Here is a 15,877-nt window from a genome sequence, read left to right as displayed (position 1 = left end):
ACCCCTCCTTTGTTCTTCCTTCACATGCACAAACGCCGCAAGCGTCCTAGTGGTTTCGTCAGCACCGGAACTAAGTAGGTGGCGTGTCAGTTTCCTGCGTGTGAACTAGGGAGGGACGAAATGACAGCACATCGGGCTCAGTGGAAAGGTCACCTGAAGATCGGTGAACTCAGTTGTGCCGTTGGCCTTTACACGGCAACCTCGACGTCCGAGCGGATCAGCTTCCATATGATCAACGAAAGTACCGGCAACCGCCTGAAACGCGAGTTCATCGACAGTGAAACCGAGGAGGTCGTGGAGCGCGACCAACAGGTGAAGGGTTTTGAGACGGGCAACGGCGACTACATCATGATCGATCCGGAAGAACTCGCAGCGGTTGTGCCTGACTCAGATAAAATGCTCGAAGCCGAAGCCTTCATCCCCTGCGGCGAGATCGACGATGTCTATTTCGACAAACCGTATTACGTTGCGCCGGTGGAAGATGCGGACCTTGACGCCTTCACTAGCATGCGCGATGCCCTGAGCAAGACGAGCGCCACAGCGGTTGCTCGCACCGTGCTCTTCCGCCGGATGAGAACTGTGCTGATCAGAGCGCACGGGAAGGGCATCATCGCGACCACCCTCAACTTTGACTACGAAGTCCGGTCGTCGAAGGAGGCATTCAGCGATGTTGCGAAAATCAAGGTCGAGGATGAAATGCTCGATCTGGCCAAGCACATCATCGGCACGAAGAAGGGCGAGTTCGACCCGACGAAATTCGACGACCGGTATGAGGATGCCCTTGCGGCGCTGGTGAAGGCGAAGGCGGAAGGCAAAAGCCTTCCCAAACCGAAGCCCATTAAGGTCTCCAAGCCCAACGACCTGCTCAAGGCACTGCGCGAGAGCGCAGGGTTGAAAAAGTCGTCGGAGAAAAAGCCGAAAGCTGCCAACGCCAATGCGGGAAAGAAAGGGACTGCTTCCAAGTCTACCAAAAGTCGGGCGAAACCGGCGCAGAAGAAAGCGAGCTGATCGATGGCACCCCGACGCCCATATTGGAGAGGCTATCTCAAACTGTCGCTCGTCACGTGCCCCGTCGCGATGACGCCTGCCACATCCGAATCCGAGAAAGTCCGCTTCCACACGCTCAACAAAGATACCGGCAACCGCGTTGTCTCACAGTACGTCGACAGCGTCACCGGCAAGCCGGTGAAGGACGAACAAGAGGCAAAGGGCTTTGAGCGAGGCGAAACCGATTACGTGCTACTGACGGATGAGGACCTTGAGTCCGTCGAATTGGAAACCGTCCACACCATCGATATTGAGACATTCGTGCCGCGCGGAAGTATCGAATGGGTCTATTTCGATTCTCCCTTCTACCTTACTGCAAACGACAAGATTGGCGACGAGGCGTTCGCTGTTATCCGGCAAGCGATGGAGGCGGAGGATGTTGTCGGCGTCTCTCGCGTCGTCCTTGGTCGCCGTGAACGGGCGGTAATGCTGGAGGCGCGCGGCGAAGGCATCGTCGTCTGGACGCTACGCTTCGGGGATGAAGTGCGGCCGGAGAGCGAATATTTCTCAGGAATAGAGAAAAAGTCGGACGCTAAAGGCGTTTCCGCACTTCAGACGGTCATCAAAAAGCGACTGAAAGATTGGTCGCCGGAGATGGTGTCCGACCCGATCCAGAAAAGCTTGCTGAAGCTGATAGCGGATAAGAAAAAAGCGAAGAAGCCGACAAAGGCCAAGGGTTCGAAATCCGCAAAGGATGACGACGAGGAAAAGAGCAACGTCGTGAATATTATGGACGCGTTGAAGAAGTCGGTTACGAAGGAGCTGAAATCCCGCAAGGCCGGATGATCTCATGTTGCCATTCGATCACCGACGCCTAGGCGCGAGACTACTGCGCACGTCCGTTTATTTCGTGTGCCTTGGCGGTCCGAGAACGTCTGCCGTCGGGTGCACGTAATACGCCGTCGAGCGCTGTTACTCCATCAAGGCTAGTGAGATAGCGTTCCCACAACCAGTCTCAGCGGATGTGTGGCAGCTGATCTGGTCTGCCTAGCGTCCGGGGCTCGCGCTGACACCATTAACATGGTTACAAGCAACGAAACAGGCGGCTTGACCAACGATCATCAGAAGCCATAGCGCCGGTCGAGCTCTCCAAGGACGGATTGGATTTCATCGATGGAAACCGGCTCCGGCGTTCCGGGAATATGACGGAATGCCGGCTTCGATCAATCTACACGGCCATTCGCATGGCCGATTGAAGCCCGCTCCGCGCCAGTTCGATGTGGGTGTCGATGCGGAAGGACTGAAGCCAGCAAGTTTGTCGGAAATTCTCGATTGCAGGAAGAAAACGAGAGCCCGCCCTAACGACAGCTAATTCCCGGAGGATCTACCATGATCGGTCAACAGGGAGAAATGTCGTGATGAAGGATGCTCAGGCCTTGTGAAGGAATGGCCGATTCAAGCCTCTTCTTCACGCTCGTCATCTGCCTGGTCATCTTCATCGATCAGGTCCTGAAGGGTTTCGTGTTCGTCTTCGCCGGCAAGTTCATCCATAGCATGATCCCAATGACGGGCAGCCGAGCCCTAGGGGCGTCCTTCATTCTCCCAGATCTGACAGGCTCTTTGCTGGATGCGCTCGTATTGATCCCTCGCCATCGTCCAACCTCCTAAAGCACCCGGAAACCATGGCATTCGCGTGCAAGCATAAGTGCGCAAACGCCAACAAGTTCCTCGCGACCACCCCTGCCGCGTTTGGCCATGTCCGCCTCGCGAACCAATCCGCTCGGTAATCGTTTGGATCACACGAATGGATGGAGACAGACAATGACCGCAGCATTCACCGCAGCAAAGCAATGCGAAATCCAGGAACAGGTCGCCGAGGCGGATGAGCAGGAGGTGTCGCCTGAGCCGCGGGCCATGCAGGCCGGCGCCCGTCGATATCCCGAGCCACCCTTCTCAGAGCAACATCAGGACAAACCCGGCGACGAGGCAGCACTTGTGCCGGCGACCATGTATGATGCGCCGTTCTACATCGGGTCGGCCAAGCTGAAGGACAAGATTGCGCCCATCACCGGTGGCGATAGCGGTATCGGGCGATCGGTGGCGGTTTTGTTTGCCCGAGAGGGTGTCGATATCGCGATCGTTCACCTCGATGAGGATGAAGACGCTGCGCAGACCGCCGCCGCTGTCGAGAAGGAAGGGCGCCGCTGCCTTGTGATCAAAGGCGATGTGAAGGAGTCTTCCTTCTGCCGAGACGCTGTCGAGAAGACTGTCTCCGAATTCGGACAGCTCGATGTTCTGGTGAACAATTCCGCGTTTCAGGTCCACACCTACGACATCGTAGATCTGACCGAGAATCATTTCGACGAGACGTTGAAGACAAATCTCTACGGCTATTTTCACATGGCGCGCGCGGCCGTTCCGCACCTCAAGAACGGCTCGGCGATCATCAACACCGGTTCTGTTACTGGCTTCGACGGCGAAAAGACGCTGCTCGACTCCATGACCAAGGGCGGCATCCACGCCTTCACAAAGTCTCTCGCCTCGCAACTCATTCCTAAAGGCATCCGCGTCAATTGCGTCGCGCCCGGCCCTGTCTGGTCGCCGCTCAATCCAAGCGACAAGGAGCCGGAAAAGGTTGCCGAATTCGGCTCCGGCACGCCGATGAAGCGTCCGGCCCAACCGGAGGAAATTGCGCCGGCCTATGTGTTCCTCGCGTCACCGCAGTGCTCGAGCTACATCACTGGCGAGATACTGCCGATCGTCGGAGGATATTGAGAATGGCCACGAGGAACGAACGGAGAGGTTCACGCAAATGCGGGCAGGTTCCTTCGTCGTAACCGGAGATCCGACGCGGATCGGCATCTGCCATTGTACCGACTGTCGCGTCGAGAGCGGATCGGCTTTCACCTATTTCGGCATCTGGCCCGCAGACCAGTTCACCACCGCGGGTGAGACAACGGTTTTTGAAGGCCGCCGGTTTTGCCCTTCTTGCGGCTCGCGCCTGTTTGCATATGACGATACGGAAGCCGAGATCAAACTTGGAAGCCTGAGTGACGCGCCAACCGATCTGGTCCCGGTCTACGAACTTTGGGTAAAACGTCGCGAGCCTTGGCTCGCGCCTATCGACGGTGCTGAACAGTTCGACGAGGACCGAACGTGACATCACGTCACGCCGCGGCCTTTCGAGATTTTGCAAGCCGCTTGATGGCCGCCGGCCATCTTGATCAGGTAGAGATCCGGATTGTCCCGCGCCTCGCTTTCGCAAACGTCATGGGCGAAGCCCTTTGCCTCGTCCCAGCTCGGCTTCTTGCCTTTCGGTACCGTAAGAGGCGTGACAACATGCAATCCCTTGCCGCCGGTTGAACGGCTTCGGCTTCCGCCCCTTGCCGGCTGCGATAGTATCCATCGTTCGACCCGAAGCGACGGATTTCAGGTTTTTTTCGAGGATTGCTGCACCATTCTCCTCAACGGAGAAATCATTATGGTGCTTGATCAGCAGCCAATTGGTTCGCTTGCCGCCGTCGCGATCATGCCGCATCCGCACCAGGACAAAACTCCCTTGCAAACGGTCGCCTTCCAGTGTGAACTTTAAGTCGCCCTTCTTCAGGGCCTCTTGCGGCGAGCTGTTGCCTTCCGGCTCCCAGTAGCCGCGGTCCCAGAGCATAACGGTGCCACCTCCATATTCACCTTTAGGAATCGTGCCTTCGAACTCGCCGTAATCGAGTGGATGATCCTCGACCTCGACGGCGAGCCGCTTGTCATGCGGATCCAACGAGGGTCCTCGCGTCACGGCCCAGGATTTGAATACGCCGTCGAGTTCAAGGCGCAGGTCGTAATGCAGACGGGTCGCGTCATGCTTCTGGATGACGAAGCGCAGCCGGCTGGACGGTTTTATGCCCGCCTCACCGCTCGGTTCCTTTGTCTTCTTGAAATCCCGTTTCGACCGATCTGTCGAAAGATTGTCAGCCATGATTTCGCAACTCCGCAACACGATACGAATAGAAGTCAGCCAGAGCCGGCTCCTTATGAGTCAACGTCCGGAAACCCGGATCGCGTCAAGATCACCGAAGCTACGCTGCACGGCAGCAATCTTTGAGGCTGCAATATCGGCCGATACTTCTATCTCGCCACCGAGATGCGCATCGGTCCGCACATCGCCGTCGCGCCGAACGTCGCCTCCTGAAGGTGCGGATCCTGCCGAGTTTTTGGAAGCGGCCGGCTGCACAAAGATGTCTGGCCTGGAAATTCCATGGCTCTGAACCAGATGTTCAACCGCGAGGTCCGCTGCCTCGCGGGTTTCAAAGGTCGCGCGGATCGTCGTGATGCTGTCATCAGACATGATTTTCTCCTTACGGTTCAGTCGCTACCAAACGCCGCTCAGGTCTTCTTGTTTCGGTCGTGATGGAAACTCGGCGGATCAAAGCAAATTCACGCCGGTTCGCAATGTTCATTCCTCTTCGCTTTTGAATCAGCAATCCCATCGCTCTCTTAAACGTGTGGAGGGGATGTTTTATGATGCGAGGAAGGCTGTGGCGAAAGCGCTATAGACGGGACAGAACATACAAGACAGGTTGCCCAAGGGCCTTAAAGCAGCGGAAGCTGTGGAGGCGTCCGGGTCACATCTGGCAGGCCATGGTTGAAGCGGAGGCATCATATCAGGCTGAAACTTCCTTCTTCAAATCCCGGTTCTCTCTAAAAAGCTGCTGCAGCTTGGCAAAGGGACCATCGATATAAGCTTGCAATGTTGGAAGTGTGCTCGGGTCAATCTGCTTTTGGCCGGCGAAATGCGCGATGAGCTCGTCGGACTCCGTCCTGAATTCATCCGGCGAAATCTCGACGACCGGAAAGCTGACCTTCTCGACCCTGCCGGAAAGACGTTCACGGATCGCTGCCTCTTCCGGCGTACCGGAGCTGAATGTGCGGATCTCGACTTCATCGATCGAACCCATTTCGAGCAGTGCAACCCGCAGCTTGAAGCAAAAGGGGCAGCCATTCTTCAGATAAACGACCGGTCTGAAATCTTGCGTCATGATCTATCTCCGCATGCTGAGGCCGTTAAATTCTATCAGTTTTGCCGTCTTTCGCCATCTCAGGCGGAAGCGGCGGAGCTTCGAGTGCGTTGGTGGCGCCTTCGGTCTCCTCGTCGGCCGGCACAGTCTCGTTCCCGAGCTCAGCGTCGGTGTGGAGATGCCCGGCCTTTCGGGTCCAGTTATCATTCTCGACATGGCTTTCGCGCCGACGTGCTTCGTTTCGTTTCAGGTCCGTCATGGTTCTCTCAAGTTTGTTGATGCGATGACGGAACGAAGTTGCGGGTGGGACTGTTCCACCTCCGCCGTGAGATCGAGGACCCGCCGGAATGAACCCGACCAATACGCAAAAGCCTGATCGGACCTGTGATGTAGCGATCATCGGTGCGGGGACCGCAGGTCTGTCCGCGGAACGAAGTGCGCGGCGTGCCGGTGCCAAGACCATTCTCATCGATGAACATTTTGCCGGAACGACGTGCGCTTCGGTCGGCTGTATGCCTTCCAAACTCCTCATCGCTGCTGCAAAGGCGGCTCATAGTGTTTCTGATGCGCCGTTGTTCGGCGTGAATCCGAAATCCGTGACTACTGATGGCAAGGTGGTCATGCAGCGTGTTCGAAACCTACGCGACGAATTTGTCGCGGCCGCGAAAAAATCGATCGAAGATCTACGTCAGGACGCCCAACTGAAGGGACGGGCAAAATTCCTCGGCCCCGATATGCTCGAGGTCGACGGAAGCAGATTGCGCGCCAAGGCGATCGTCATCGCAACTGGATCTTTTCCCAGCATTCCGGAGACGTTCGCGGGCTTGCCCAATATCCTTACGAACGAGACTGTGTTCGAGCTTGAGGACTTGCCGACATCATTGGCCGTCATTGGGGCAGGTCCGCTCGGTCTTGAGCTTGCCCAGGCGTTCGCCCGTCTCGGCGTCGACGTCGCGGTAATCGATGAGGGCGATACGATCGCGGCATTGAAGGATGACGCTGTCGCCAGCTCTCTGCGGACACTTCTTAAACGCGAATTTCCGCTTTACCTCAGCACCGAGATCAAGGCGTCCCGATCGGGCGATAAGATCGAAATGTCTTGGTCGGGTGCCTCCACCGGCAACAAAACCTTCACGCATGTCCTCGTCGCGGCTGGGCGGCCGCCGAACCTCGCCAATCTGGGTCTGGAGACGACCGGGCTGGAGGTAGACGACCATGGCACGCCGAAATTCGACCGCCGGACGATGCGGTGCGGAAGTTCGAATATATTCCTTGCGGGCGACTGCGATGCGGATGTTCCTGTCTTGCATGAAGCATCCGCCGAGGGGGCGATCGCCGGCAACAACGCAGCCCGGTTTCCGGACGTAGGTACCTCTCGACGCTCCACGCCTTTGGCGATCACATTCACCGATCCTCCCAGCGCATCGATCGGCACACGTTCAGACGATGCGGCTATCGTCGGTACTTCCGACTTTTCGGATCAGGGGCGTGCCAAAGTCGATGGCCGCAATGCCGGCCTGCTTCGGATCTATGCCGACAGCAGCGGCAACCTGACTGGCGCGTCCCTTGCGGTGCCAGAGGGCGAGCATCTGGCCCATCTCATTGCCTGGGCTATCGAGATGAAACAGACGGCCATGCAATTACTGGAAATGCCGATCTATCACCCGACCTATGAGGAAGGACTCCGCTCCGCACTGCGTGAAATCTGCAGTCGCATCGAGATCTCGTTTGCCGCTGACCGCGACGAAGGCGTGTCGCCCGGCGTCTGACGCGATACCCCCGCCCAGTTGCAGGTGAGCTATCGTCAGCCTGCCCGAATAGAACTGGGCGATTTCGACGGAACTCCAATTGGCTTAGGAGGTTAATCGTCCCAGTGGCCGAAACGATTTTCACAAGACCGGGAGATAGGACTTCGATGGTTTCCCTGACGGCAACACCCTGCTACATTGCGGGCATCGGTTACCTGCAATTGATCGACGATGGTCATCGCTGCGACGTGTTCGTGACCACCGGTGCCATCGAGAAGCTCTCCCGCTCACCCGCTGACGATCTGAGCCTTACGTCGACCGCGACCGCCTTCGAAGAGATCGCGCGCAGAAAACTTCGCGACGGCCTGATTCAGAATGATCGGGTATGGATCCGCTCTCTGGACGTGCCCGAATGGGCTTGAACTCGATTTTCTACGACAGGAGACCCTAATGAAAAGCAAAGAGCTCCGCGAGAGCAATCCCTGGCGCGAACGTAATTTCGTGCTTGTTCTGGAGGATGGCGAGGAGGCGTTCTCGGCGATCACACGGTTTGCGGAGGAACAGAAGCTGACCGGCGCCTCCCTGACCGCGATCGGCGCTTTCCGCGCCGCAACGCTCGGCTTTTTCGATTTTGCCTCGAAATCCTACAAGGAAATACCCATTCCTGAACAGACCGAGGTGCTGAGCGCAATCGGCGACATCGCCGTCGGGGACGACGGCAAGGCAAGCCTGCACATGCATGTTGTCCTTGGGTTTTCAGACGCATCTACCAAGGGTGGCCATTTCATCAAAGGCACGGTCCACCCGACGCTGGAGATCATGATCCGCGAAAGCGCGGTCGGTCTTCGTCGTAAAAAGAGGGACGATCTCGGCATCGCGCTCATCGATCCATAAAAGCCTCACCGCAAATTGTGGAGAAGACGGCCGTATCAACAGGCGGTCGCGAATCCCTCCCGATCTTGTTCGAGCACGAACGGGCCAATTTTCAGCGGGTGCGCCAATTTTCCGACGCCGTGCTTCCTGACGATCTCGGCCCGGATCAATTTGCCCTCTTGGTCGCAACGCAGGCATTCGACACGAATGATGGGATCACGAACCTTGCGCAGCGTGGCTGATAGATCGAGCACACGTTTTGGCTTACCGGGCATGCTGGTTCTCTATCGAGAGGCTCATTTCTTCAGGGGCTCGGAATAATCTCCCAAAGAAAATTGGGGTTCTGTCCACCAGAAGCGATAGAGGCTAGCGAATTGAATCGCCTCGCAAATAATCCCCATGGCCGATCTCTAAGACGAAATTCCTTAGTCTGCGCCTATTGACTCTTTCCTCCTATCAGAACAAACAATGAACATCAACATCTAGGCGGAATGACGTTGTAGTCTTCAACGCGATCTGGACAGGATTCGTGAGCGATGCCGGCTGCCCTCAAACAGGTCCTTTGTGAACTCCGAGAGCGCATATCAGCGCTCGAAGGATGCGCTCGGTCGGCTGGCACTATGCCGTTCGGCGTCGCGCAGATCGATGCCGTTCTGCCGGGTGGCGGTCTTGCCTACGGCACCCTGCATGAATTTGCAGGCGGCGGAGCAGGGACTGTCGATGGTGCGGCGGCTGCACTGTGTGTCGCAGGCATTGCTGCGCGCACCAAGGGCCCTGTTGTCTGGTGCCTGACGCGACCGGATCTGTTTTTTCCAGCTCTCGCCCAGGCCGGTCTTCATCCAGACCGAGTGATTTTCGTCGAATCCGACAAGGAAGAGGATGTGCTCGCCAACATGGAGGAGGGCCTACGGCAGCTACGGTCTGAAGCGCGTTTATTACTCGGCATTCAGCCCAATTCCTGACCCATCGAAAAACCTACCCTTGATCAAGCCGCCGCTTATGCGCGAGCATCGCCTGTACCAAGCGGACTGGCTCTATCGCTTTTATGGGTTCGACATTTCGGAGATCACTTCGTCACGGCCCGATGGCATGCTCGATCTCGATCTCGACCCAAAGCTGGCCTAGGCCCTGGGTCATCGAGTTCGCTTTCCCGTTGACATCAATCGGGCTGACAAGGAGACGCTCCTACGCGTGCCCGATTTCGGGACCAAGACGGTCAAGTCAATCCTGTCCACGCGACGCTTTAAGTGGTTGAGATTGGAAGACGTCGCACGGCTCGGCGTTTCCTTGAAAAAAGTGCAGACCTTCATTGTCGCGGAAGACTGGACCCCACATCGCCTTATCGATCGCGCTGGCCTGCGATCGATGTTTATGCCCAAGCCGGAACAGCTGTCGCTTTTATGACCGAGACCTGCTTACTCGAGGGACGAGGCGATCTGTCCGAATGGCGCGATGCAGCGCGGCGCTTTCTCGCGGCTGGCCTCGATCGGTAGACTTTCCGTCTGGAGCGCTAGACACGCAACGCCACCGCGGTGCGGCAGTCTAGGGTAAAGCGTAGACGTCTCAGCGACTTGCCTTGGTCCCCAATTCAATGGCACTGCCGAGACAACGTTCTGGCCCAGTTTTAGCACCGGTCTGAAACTTCCTCCATTTCCAGAGGGTCGAGGAACAGCCACTCTTTTTGCGAGTTATCGCGCAATGAACGAAATGATTATAAATACCGACACGATTGCAACTGAGGCTAAACTCGCATCCGGGCTCGTTTACGTGCCGCGACTGGATACAGGGATTACACGCAAATCCGGAGCCCATGGGTTCCTCTACTATGGCCCAGACGGTCGGCGTATCAAGGACGCTGGCGAAATCAAGCGACTAAACTCTTTGGCAATCCCCCCCGCCTACACCGATGTCGTGATCTCGACCAATCCCCTTTCACATCTCCAAGGCATTGGAAAAGACGCGCGAGGCAGACGCCAATATCGCTATCACCCGGATTGGCATGCCGAGCGTGGCAAGGCGAAGTTCGAACAACTGGCCGACTTCGCCGATCGCTTGCCGGATCTGCGCGAACGTGTCGAGCGCGATCTCCGCTCTCGCGGTCTGGGCATGGACAAAGCATTGGCGACAGTCGTTTGGATGCTCGACAACCTTTACATCCGCGTGGGCAATGCCACTTATGCGGAGGCCAACAAGTCCTACGGCCTGACCACCCTGCGAAGCCGGCACGTCAAAGTCGAGGGCGGCAGCGTGAAGTTCCGCTTCAAGGGCAAGTCCGGCAAGGAATGGAATCTGTCGCACAGTGATCGGCGGATCGCCAACGTCGTTAGAAAGTTGCAGGAACTTCCAGGGCAGCATCTGTTCCAGTACGTTGGCGAGGGCGGGACCGCTCGCGCAATCTCCTCGCATGACGTCAACGACTACATCCGCGAGGTAACAGGTGACAACTTCAGCTCCAAACAGTTTCGCACGTGGGGCGCGACCTGCATGGCTGTCGAGGCGCTAGCGGCGCTTGAGGCGGCTGCAACCAAGCGCGAATACACCCGGCAACTCAATGAAGCAATCGATAGCGTCGCTGCGAAGCTCGTCAACACCCGTGCCGTTTGCCGGTCTTCCTATATCCATCCAGCGGTCTTCGAGGACTTCCAGTCAGGCATGCTGCGTGACGTGCTGAAGCTCAAGACCAAAAGTGAGCGGCTGTTGCAATGGCTGGACCCAGAAGAGATCCGTGTACTGCGATGGCTTAAAGGTCGGGCTGCAGCCGCTTCATAGCGTTTTTGTCGAAGAGCCGGTGTCAAGCGAGCCTTCCGCAACAGGCACGCAAGCCAGCAACAGGGAGGGATACCACCATGAAAACTTTCGGAATTGCCTATATTGCCACCCTCGTGTCGTTCCTGGCCATCGACGCCATTTGGCTCGGCTTCGTGGCTCGCAAATTTTACCGGGAGCAGCTCGGCGACCTGATGCTCCCGTCACCCAACTTTGCGGTCGCTGCCGTTTTCTACCTGTTTTCACTGCTGCAATCGTCGCGCTGGCCGTTCGGCCCGGGCTCGAGGCGGGATCGGTTTGGACAGCAGCGGGTTACGGCGCCGTTTTGGGTCTTGCAGCCTACGGAACCTACGATATGACCAATCTCTCGACGCTGAAGAATTGGCCGATCTCACTCAGCATCGTTGATATGATCTGGGGCACTGTGTTGACAGCGATTGCCAGCGTGAGCGGCTATGCCGTCGCGCGACATTTCGCATAGCTCTGCGGTTCCGATCAAACTTGCGAATTTTAATAAAGACTGGAGAGTGGCTTGCGCGTGTCCGAGTATTCAGGCTTCACAAGTCAGGCGTCATCGGACCCTGTCCAAATCTCAAACGCCATGATTGCCGCAAAACTGGTCGAAATCATGCATTCCGATCGGCGTCCGCGTACCTACGTCGCTTTAACGGGGGGGACGGCAGAGCGGATCGCGAGCGCAGCCAGATGTCTGGCTTCGGATATCGACGTGATTCTACTGCCGCCGTGGGACTGTCTTCCCTATGATCGCGTCGCGCCGTCCAAACAGGCGATGGGTCGGCGTATGGATGCGCTCCGCGTCTGGCTGCAACCCTCGACGAAGCCAAGGCTGCTCATCACCTCATTGGGAGCGGTGCTGCAGCCAACCCCGCCTTTTTCTGTCGTGCGGGAAAGCGAGGTTACTCTTGAGGTTGGGCAGCCATTCGATCGTGATGCATTCAGAGAATTCGCGCTTAGAACTGGTTATCTAGAGGAGGCGCTCGCGGATGACCCTGGTGAGCTCGTGTTCCGCGAGGACGTCGTTGACATTTTTCCAGCAGGTAGCCCAGTTCCGATGCGGATCGTGCTCGACGGCGATGACAGGATCGAGGAGCTACGGTTTTACGACGCTGAAACTCAGCGAACCACTGAAACGGTCGAGCAAATGACATTTGGGCCGGCTTCCGAGCTGATCCTCGGCAGCTTCTCAGACGCCGCCGATAGCCGTCTCGTATCTGTTGAGGAGCAATTCCTGCAAGCTTACGGCACAATGCCAACGCTGGTTGATGTCGTTAACGGCAGTCTGCTCTCTTTACAGGAGGAATGGGAAAGCAAACTCGACGAACTCGTTGGGACTATTCAGGACGCGACAGAAGCCCGTGCGCAATCCAAGTCGGGCACACGCCGCAAGCCAAGTCCGTTTTACTTTCAACGCGAACAGTTTCTTCGAGAGATCGCAATGTGTGACCAGTTTGCCATCGATTACGCCGACGCTCGTCCAAGAGGCCCGATCGAGGGACGCAATCGTCTAAATGCTCTGGTCACTTTTGTCGATCAGCAGAAGAAAGCGGGCCAATCCGTGGTACTTGCCGGCCGCGGTCGCTCAATGGAAAATCTGGTGCGCGCCGTGGCGCAGACATCGGATGTGACGCCTGTTGACGATTGGAAGGAATGCGCTACAGCGCCGTTGGGATCTGTGTTGAAGCTAAATTGTCGTTTGGACCGAGGCTTTGCGGTCGGCGACATCCACGTTGTGACGACGACCGACGTCTTCGGCGAGGATATCGAAGAGGTCGATACGTCGACCTTCCTGAAGGAGCCGCAAATTCAACTCGGCGACGTCGTGGTTCACGAAGACCACGGTGTCGGGATCTTGAAGGCACTTGAAACAGTACAGGTGGACGGTACCGGTCAGGACGCGGCGCGGTTAGAATATCGCGATGGCGCGTCCATCCTCGTGCCGATGTCGGAGTTTGGTAAGCTTTGGCGTTACGGATCGTCACCCGAAACGGTATCACTGGATCGCCTTCATACCGAGGCCTGGGCAAAACGCCGCGCGGCAATCGACAAGGACATTGGAAAAGCAGCGCGCCATCTTCGACGCCTTGCCAAGGCTCGACGCGAAACCACGGCGGAAGTGTTCGCTCCACCTCAGAAGGCCTACGCAGAATTCGTGCGCCGTTTCCCTTACTCGGAGACAGCGCATCAGTCGTCGGCCATCCGCGAGGTTTTGCAGGACCTGAGTTCTGGGATGCCAATGAATCGCCTCGTCTGCGGTGATGTCGGTTTTGGCAAAACAGAAATTGCCTTGAGGGCAGCGGCGGCCGTCGCCTTCTGTGGCGCACAGGTGGTGGTGATAGCCCCGACGACAGTTCTGGCCCGCCAGCATTTTCTCACGTTCCAGCGTCGATTTGCCAACACGGACGTCAAAGTCGAGATGCTGTCGAGGGTTCTCAAGCGAAAAGCTGCAGCCAAGGTGAAAACCGGCTTGGCCTCCGGCGACGTCGGTATCGTCATCGCTACGCAGGCCATTCTGGCCAAGGATATCCGCTTCGCTCACCTTGGCCTTTTGGTCATTGACGAAGAGCACAAGTTCGGAGCGCGCGACAAGCAGGCGATGCGATCGCTTTCACCTTCGCTGCATGTGCTGGCCATGTCCGCGACACCAATCCCGCGGACACTGCAATCGGTGATGATCGGTATCCAAGACGTCAGCATCCTCGCGACGTCGCCTTCCAAACGCCGCCCCGTCAGAACGACACTCGGTCCGTACGATGGAGCTTCCATGCGCGTTGCACTGCTGCGCGAGTTTCGACGCGGCGGCCAGAGTTTTGTTGTGGTGCCGCAAATCGAAGACATAGATGGCGTTCACAAAATTCTAAAAGACATCGTCCCCGAACTGTCCGTTTGGATTGCCCACGGAAAAATGAAAGCTGCTGAGATGGACGAAATCATGGTCGGCTTCGGCGATGGTGACGGGGACGTTCTCTTGTCCACCAATATCATCCAAAGCGGCCTCGATGTGCCGCGTGCCAGTACCATCTTCGTCTGGCGGGCCGATCGATTTGGTATCGCGCAGTTGCACCAGTTGCGTGGCAGAGTGGGACGCGGCCGGATACAGGGTTTGGCCATGCTTCTTGCAGACGACGATATCGCGCAAGAAACACGCGCCCGCCTATCGACCATCGAGGCCCATGACCGCTTGGGCGCAGGGTTCGCGCTGAGCATACAGGACTTGGATATGCGCGGCGCCGGCGATGTCACTGGTGACGATCAGGCTGGTCACGTGAAGCTGCTCGGCATCAGTCTTTATCAAAAGCTCTTGGAGCGCGCGGTGCTGGATGGCGGCAAAGGCATGTCTCGCGAACAGCAGGATGTCGCGCTCAATCTCGGCATCACCCAAACGATACCGGAAGACTACGTCTCGGACGGCACGGTCAGACTGAATCTCTACACCCGCCTCCTGCGTGCCAGTGATCAAAAAGCCATCGAGGAGCTTGAAGACGAGTTCGAGGATCGTTTCGGAGAACTCCCCGATGAGGTTTCCTTATTGATCCGTCTGGCCAAGCTTCGTCTCGCAGCCGCAGCATGTCGTATCCGCAAGATTGATGCTGGACCTCATGGATTGGCGATCAGTTTTGCATCGCAACCGACCCGTAAAGAATGGGAAGCACTCACAAAATTCTGTCGAAGTGAGCAACGCGATGAGCGGCTTGTGTTTACAGTCGCGATGAATGTCGGCCCACAGCGGCTTTCATTTCTAGAGAAGGTCTTGGCAAGGACGGCGCCAACCTGAAGCGAAGCCTAAGAAAAGAGGCGGGGCCTATAGCGTTCAGCGGCAGGGCACGGAACTTCCTCCACTATTGACGTTTTCAACGACCCTCAATGGAGAATACGCGTATGGCAAATGTTGAAGGCGATACCGAGAAGGTTTGGGAGCTCGCCGAAAAAATCGGGTTTTGCATGCTTACCACGCAATGTGGATCGGACCTGAAGGCAAGGCCAATGTCCGCCCATTTCAAGTCAAGCTTGCCAACAATTTTGCCGCACGCGCCCTCGTGCCGCGGCGCGTCCCATCGTCCATCCTCGCCCAAGTCGCGTATGGCTGCGCGAGCCGGCGGTTCGATCGCAGCTTCTCCTCATTGCGGGCGAGAAAGTCCCAATACAAGGAATTGAACGGACAGGCCTTGTCGCCGACGCGTTGCTTTGGATCAAATCGAAAGCTCACGCAGTAATCCGACTTCCGGTTGATGTAGTTCCCGCTCGCTGCATAGGGTTTGGTGTCAAGAAAGCCGCCATCGGCGAACTGGCTCATGCCGACCACGTTTGGAAGCTCTACCCACTCGTAGGCATCAGCATAGACCTCAAGGTACCATTGATGCACGTCCTTTGGATTGACGCCGGCGAGCAGTGCGAAGTTACCCGTGATCATGAGGCGCTGGATATAATGGGCGTATTCGCTATCGATCGTCTCGTTGTTGATTGCCACTGAGAACT

General features: G+C 57.0%; 14 protein-coding genes and 8 pseudogenes. 14 read left to right on the top strand and 8 right to left on the bottom strand.

Translation table 11 applies throughout. From position 1 onward, the window contains the following. The first annotated feature begins 120 nt into the window (after positions 1-120). From ku (DEM27_RS22065) to DEM27_RS34720, 3 genes and pseudogenes are all read left to right on the top strand, one after another. Positions 121-1,008 carry a non-homologous end joining protein Ku gene (gene ku / locus DEM27_RS22065; protein WP_109460421.1) on the top strand — a complete coding sequence of 296 codons (888 nt, stop codon included), beginning with the start codon at positions 121-123 and terminating at the stop codon, positions 1,006-1,008. A gap of 3 nt (positions 1,009-1,011) precedes the next feature. Continuing rightward, on the top strand, positions 1,012-1,833 hold the full coding sequence (ku, locus tag DEM27_RS22060; RefSeq protein WP_109460420.1) for a non-homologous end joining protein Ku: 822 nt from the start codon (positions 1,012-1,014) through the stop codon (positions 1,831-1,833). Positions 1,834-2,200: 367 nt separating this feature from the next. After that, positions 2,201-2,359, top strand: a pseudogene (locus DEM27_RS34720) (hydrolase); the annotation flags it as partial. A 107-nt stretch (positions 2,360-2,466) separates the two neighbouring features. On the opposite strand, the pseudogene DEM27_RS22055 reads toward DEM27_RS34720, so the two are convergent. Next, positions 2,467-2,640: pseudogene (locus DEM27_RS22055) on the bottom strand (DUF2934 domain-containing protein); the annotation flags it as partial. A gap of 168 nt (positions 2,641-2,808) precedes the next feature. On the opposite strand from DEM27_RS22055, the gene DEM27_RS22050 reads away from it, so the two are divergent. Next, positions 2,809-3,762, top strand: coding sequence for an SDR family oxidoreductase (locus DEM27_RS22050; RefSeq protein ID WP_109460419.1), 954 nt, complete (start codon positions 2,809-2,811; stop codon positions 3,760-3,762). Between the two features lie 37 nt (positions 3,763-3,799). Next, positions 3,800-4,147: a GFA family protein gene (locus DEM27_RS22045; RefSeq protein ID WP_109460418.1), complete on the top strand. Its 348-nt coding sequence runs from the start codon at positions 3,800-3,802 to the stop codon at positions 4,145-4,147. 2 nt (positions 4,148-4,149) lie between these two features. Here the strand turns inward: DEM27_RS22045 and DEM27_RS35090 are convergent, their stop codons facing one another. From DEM27_RS35090 to DEM27_RS22020, 5 genes and pseudogenes are all read right to left on the bottom strand, one after another. Beyond that, complete coding sequence (locus tag DEM27_RS35090; RefSeq protein ID WP_337250479.1) at positions 4,150-4,332, bottom strand: hypothetical protein; 183 nt, start codon at positions 4,330-4,332, stop codon at positions 4,150-4,152. 15 nt (positions 4,333-4,347) lie between these two features. Next, positions 4,348-4,957 (bottom strand): annotated as a pseudogene (locus DEM27_RS22035) (DNA polymerase ligase N-terminal domain-containing protein); the annotation flags it as partial. A 60-nt stretch (positions 4,958-5,017) separates the two neighbouring features. Further along, positions 5,018-5,326: a hypothetical protein gene (locus DEM27_RS22030; RefSeq protein ID WP_109460417.1), complete on the bottom strand. Its 309-nt coding sequence runs from the start codon at positions 5,324-5,326 to the stop codon at positions 5,018-5,020. Between the two features lie 316 nt (positions 5,327-5,642). Then, the gene (locus DEM27_RS22025; protein WP_109460416.1) at positions 5,643-6,017 is read right to left on the bottom strand and encodes a thioredoxin domain-containing protein; all 375 of its coding nucleotides are present in this window, start codon (positions 6,015-6,017) and stop codon (positions 5,643-5,645) included. Between the two features lie 25 nt (positions 6,018-6,042). Next, positions 6,043-6,255, bottom strand: a complete 213-nt coding sequence (locus tag DEM27_RS22020) for a hypothetical protein (protein WP_109460415.1) — start codon at positions 6,253-6,255, stop codon at positions 6,043-6,045. A gap of 88 nt (positions 6,256-6,343) precedes the next feature. On the opposite strand from DEM27_RS22020, the gene DEM27_RS22015 reads away from it, so the two are divergent. The 3 genes from DEM27_RS22015 to DEM27_RS22005 all read left to right on the top strand — a co-directional run bounded on the left by DEM27_RS22015 (position 6,344) and on the right by DEM27_RS22005 (position 8,638). Further along, on the top strand, positions 6,344-7,765 hold the full coding sequence (locus DEM27_RS22015; RefSeq protein WP_109460414.1) for a dihydrolipoyl dehydrogenase: 1,422 nt from the start codon (positions 6,344-6,346) through the stop codon (positions 7,763-7,765). A gap of 146 nt (positions 7,766-7,911) precedes the next feature. Then, positions 7,912-8,166, top strand: a complete 255-nt coding sequence (locus DEM27_RS22010) for a hypothetical protein (protein ID WP_109460413.1) — start codon at positions 7,912-7,914, stop codon at positions 8,164-8,166. A gap of 28 nt (positions 8,167-8,194) precedes the next feature. Then, a complete protein-coding gene (locus tag DEM27_RS22005) occupies positions 8,195-8,638 on the top strand; it encodes a PPC domain-containing DNA-binding protein (protein WP_109460412.1) in 444 nt (147 codons plus the stop codon). Between the two features lie 35 nt (positions 8,639-8,673). On the opposite strand, the gene DEM27_RS33645 is transcribed toward DEM27_RS22005, so the two are convergent. Further along, positions 8,674-8,892, bottom strand: coding sequence for a hypothetical protein (locus tag DEM27_RS33645; protein ID WP_128755546.1), 219 nt, complete (start codon positions 8,890-8,892; stop codon positions 8,674-8,676). A gap of 261 nt (positions 8,893-9,153) precedes the next feature. Here DEM27_RS33645 and DEM27_RS35225 point away from each other — a divergent pair. The 6 genes and pseudogenes from DEM27_RS35225 to DEM27_RS34710 form a co-directional block, all read left to right on the top strand. Then, a pseudogene (locus tag DEM27_RS35225) lies at positions 9,154-9,525 on the top strand (ImuA family protein); the annotation flags it as partial. Next, a pseudogene (locus DEM27_RS34715) lies at positions 9,518-10,021 on the top strand (radical SAM protein); the annotation flags it as partial. The pseudogenes DEM27_RS35225 and DEM27_RS34715, both read left to right, overlap by 8 nt. A gap of 294 nt (positions 10,022-10,315) precedes the next feature. Then, the gene (locus DEM27_RS21985; protein WP_109460410.1) at positions 10,316-11,386 is read left to right on the top strand and encodes a DNA topoisomerase IB; all 1,071 of its coding nucleotides are present in this window, start codon (positions 10,316-10,318) and stop codon (positions 11,384-11,386) included. Between the two features lie 77 nt (positions 11,387-11,463). Then, positions 11,464-11,864: pseudogene (locus DEM27_RS21980) on the top strand (DUF2177 family protein). 57 nt (positions 11,865-11,921) lie between these two features. Next, positions 11,922-15,176 carry a DEAD/DEAH box helicase gene (locus tag DEM27_RS21975; RefSeq protein WP_245446049.1) on the top strand — a complete coding sequence of 1,085 codons (3,255 nt, stop codon included), beginning with the start codon at positions 11,922-11,924 and terminating at the stop codon, positions 15,174-15,176. 104 nt (positions 15,177-15,280) lie between these two features. Then, positions 15,281-15,397: pseudogene (locus DEM27_RS34710) on the top strand (pyridoxamine 5'-phosphate oxidase family protein); the annotation flags it as partial. Position 15,398: 1 nt separating this feature from the next. Here the strand turns inward: DEM27_RS34710 and phrB are convergent. Then, positions 15,399-15,854: pseudogene (gene phrB / locus DEM27_RS21965) on the bottom strand ((6-4)DNA photolyase); the annotation flags it as partial. Between the last annotated feature and the right edge of the window lie 23 nt (positions 15,855-15,877).

This window comes from Rhizobium album (assembly GCF_003122325.1).
Taxonomy (GTDB): domain Bacteria; phylum Pseudomonadota; class Alphaproteobacteria; order Rhizobiales; family Rhizobiaceae; genus Metarhizobium; species Metarhizobium album.
This window is presented reverse-complemented; position numbering and strand designations above follow the sequence as displayed.

What these genes read in the sequence shown, in the direction of transcription:
- DEM27_RS22030 (WP_109460417.1), bottom strand. Translation starts at nt 5,326, where the DNA reads ATGTCTGATGACAGCATCACGACGATCCGCGCGACCTTTGAAACCCGC.
- DEM27_RS22015 (WP_109460414.1), top strand. Translation starts at nt 6,344, where the DNA reads ATGAACCCGACCAATACGCAAAAGCCTGATCGGACCTGTGATGTAGCG.
- DEM27_RS33645 (WP_128755546.1), bottom strand. Translation starts at nt 8,892, where the DNA reads ATGCCCGGTAAGCCAAAACGTGTGCTCGATCTATCAGCCACGCTGCGC.
- DEM27_RS22020 (WP_109460415.1), bottom strand. Translation starts at nt 6,255, where the DNA reads ATGACGGACCTGAAACGAAACGAAGCACGTCGGCGCGAAAGCCATGTC.
- ku (WP_109460421.1), top strand. Translation starts at nt 121, where the DNA reads ATGACAGCACATCGGGCTCAGTGGAAAGGTCACCTGAAGATCGGTGAA.
- DEM27_RS22005 (WP_109460412.1), top strand. Translation starts at nt 8,195, where the DNA reads ATGAAAAGCAAAGAGCTCCGCGAGAGCAATCCCTGGCGCGAACGTAAT.
- DEM27_RS21985 (WP_109460410.1), top strand. Translation starts at nt 10,316, where the DNA reads ATGAACGAAATGATTATAAATACCGACACGATTGCAACTGAGGCTAAA.
- DEM27_RS22050 (WP_109460419.1), top strand. Translation starts at nt 2,809, where the DNA reads ATGACCGCAGCATTCACCGCAGCAAAGCAATGCGAAATCCAGGAACAG.
- DEM27_RS22010 (WP_109460413.1), top strand. Translation starts at nt 7,912, where the DNA reads ATGGTTTCCCTGACGGCAACACCCTGCTACATTGCGGGCATCGGTTAC.
- ku (WP_109460420.1), top strand. Translation starts at nt 1,012, where the DNA reads ATGGCACCCCGACGCCCATATTGGAGAGGCTATCTCAAACTGTCGCTC.
- DEM27_RS22025 (WP_109460416.1), bottom strand. Translation starts at nt 6,017, where the DNA reads ATGACGCAAGATTTCAGACCGGTCGTTTATCTGAAGAATGGCTGCCCC.
- DEM27_RS22045 (WP_109460418.1), top strand. Translation starts at nt 3,800, where the DNA reads ATGCGGGCAGGTTCCTTCGTCGTAACCGGAGATCCGACGCGGATCGGC.